This is a genomic window from Burkholderia sp. E168m23, assembly GCF_016586125.1.
In the GTDB taxonomy this organism is placed as follows: Bacteria; Pseudomonadota; Gammaproteobacteria; order Burkholderiales; family Burkholderiaceae; genus Burkholderia; species Burkholderia orbicola.
In genome coordinates this window covers 1-2,037 of the sequence record NZ_BCPP01001133.1, presented here as the reverse complement: position 1 = coordinate 2,037, position 2,037 = coordinate 1, and the positions used below count along the sequence as shown (strand labels likewise).

At 69.0% G+C, this 2,037-nt stretch carries 3 protein-coding genes; all 3 read right to left on the bottom strand.

Annotation, left to right across the window (positions count from 1 at the left end):
- Positions 1-957, bottom strand: a 957-nt coding sequence (locus JMF90_RS34905; RefSeq protein ID WP_201326146.1) for a biotin carboxylase N-terminal domain-containing protein, incomplete at its 3' end; no start/stop codon positions are given.
- Positions 958-1,045: 88 nt separating this feature from the next.
- A complete protein-coding gene (locus tag JMF90_RS34900) occupies positions 1,046-1,702 on the bottom strand; it encodes an urea amidolyase associated protein UAAP2 (protein WP_011549113.1) in 657 nt (218 codons plus the stop codon).
- Positions 1,703-1,713: 11 nt separating this feature from the next.
- Positions 1,714-2,037 (bottom strand): DUF1989 domain-containing protein (locus JMF90_RS34895; protein WP_201326145.1); only part of this gene is annotated, 324 nt, incomplete at its 5' end.

The following is a 2,037-nucleotide window of genomic DNA, read 5'->3' as shown; positions in this document are numbered from 1 at the left end:
GCCTTCGGCCTGCAGGATCATCCATTCCACGAGATCGACGCCCGTCACGGCCTCGGTCACGCAATGCTCGACCTGCAGCCGCGTGTTCACCTCGAGGAAATAGAATTGCCGCGTGCTCGCGTCGAACACGAATTCGACCGTGCCGGCCGACGCGTAGCCCACCGCGCGCGCGAGCCGCACCGCGCTCGCGTGCAGCGCGTCGCGCTCGGCGGCGCTCAGGTCGGGCGCGGGCGTTTCCTCGATCACCTTCTGGTTACGCCGCTGCACCGAGCAATCGCGTTCGCCGAGCGCGATCGCGCCGCCGCGGCCGTCGCCGAAGATCTGCACTTCGATGTGCCGCGCGTGTTCGACGAACTTCTCGAGATAGACACCCGCATGCGCGAAGTTCGCGGCGCCGAGCCGCACGACGGATTCGAACGCTGCGCCGAGCTGCGCCGCATCGCGGCACAGCGACATGCCGATGCCGCCGCCGCCCGCGGTGCTTTTCAGCATCACCGGATAGCCGATCGCGTCGGCTTCGGCGAGCGCCGTCGCGACGTCGTCGAGCAGCCCGGTGCCGGGCAGCAGCGCGACGCCGTGCGCGGCCGCGAGTTCGCGCGCGGTGTGCTTGAGGCCGAACGCGCGCATGTGATCGCCGCGCGGCCCGATGAAGCGCAGGCCCGCCGCTTCGCACGCGTCGGCGAAGCCAGCGTGCTCGGACAGGAAACCGTAGCCGGGATGCACGGCCTGCGCGCCGGTTTCGCGCGCGGCGGCGAGGATCGCCGCGACGTTCAGATAGCTGTCGGCCGCCGGGGCGGGCCCGACCCGCACGGCTTCATCGGCGAGCGCTACGTGGCGCGCGTCGCGGTCGGCATCCGAATAGATCGCGACCGACGCGATGCCGAGGCGCTTCAGCGTGCGGATCACGCGGCACGCAATTTCGCCGCGGTTCGCGACGAGGACTTTGGCGAATCTCATGTTGCCTCCCGCAGCGAACGTGTCGGCCCGGAGTAGCGCTTCAGCGCGTACTCCGGCCCCATGCAAAGCAAGCGAGCGTGGAGGCCGTTCATTCCGCCTCCCAGATCATGAGGCGCACGGGCGTCGGGTTGTAGCCGTTGCACGGATTGTTGAGTTGCGGGCAGTTCGAGATCAGCACCGTGACGTCCATCTCCGCACGCATCTCGACGTACTTGCCGGGCGCCGAGATGCCGTCCTCGAACGTGAGCCCGCCGAGCGGCGTGACGGGCACGTTCATGAAGAAGTTGACGTTGCCGACCAGGTCGCGCTTGGTAAGCCGCGCGCCGGCGCCGCACGTGCAGTGCGAGATCGCGTTGAGGAAGCTGTCGCGGCAGTTGTGCATGTAGCGCTTGTCGAGCGCATAGCGCACCGTGTTGCTCTCGGCCGCGCACGCGCCGCCGAGCGTGTCGTGACGGCCGCACGTATCGGCGACGATCGTCGCCATCGGGTTGCCGCGGCTCGACATGAGCACGCTGCCGGCGCTCAGGTACAGGTTGCGCTGCGAGCGGATCGTGTCCTGCGCGCTGTAGCGCTCTTCGGGATCGTCGGTGCGGTAGAACAGCGTGTCGACGGCCTGGTTGCCTTCGAGGTCGAGAATGCGGAAGGTCTGCCCGCGCTTCAGGTCGTGCAGCCACGGGTCGCCCGCGCTCAGCGTGACGTCGTGGATCGCGTCGCGCGGGTCGAGACGGCTTTCGATGATCGGCATGGTCTCGCTCCTCATGCGAACAGACGGTCGGTGTTGGCGAAGCCGCGCATGTTCTCCGCGCATGCGCGCCGGCACGGGTCGTCGTCGGGCGCCGCGCCGTCGGCCGGATACGCGCGGTACGCGATCAGCTTCACGGCTTTCGGCGCATAGTCCGGGCGCGGATCGAGCGGATGCGGCGCGGTCGAGAACGCCGCGAGCGTGTTCATCTCGAAGCGCAGGTCGAACGCGCTGCCGGCCGGCGAATGTCCGGCGACGAACTCGAGCGCGCCGTCGTCGCGTGCATCCAGCTTGCTGAAGAAGTTGACGTTCGCGGCGAGGTCGCGCGCCGACAGTCC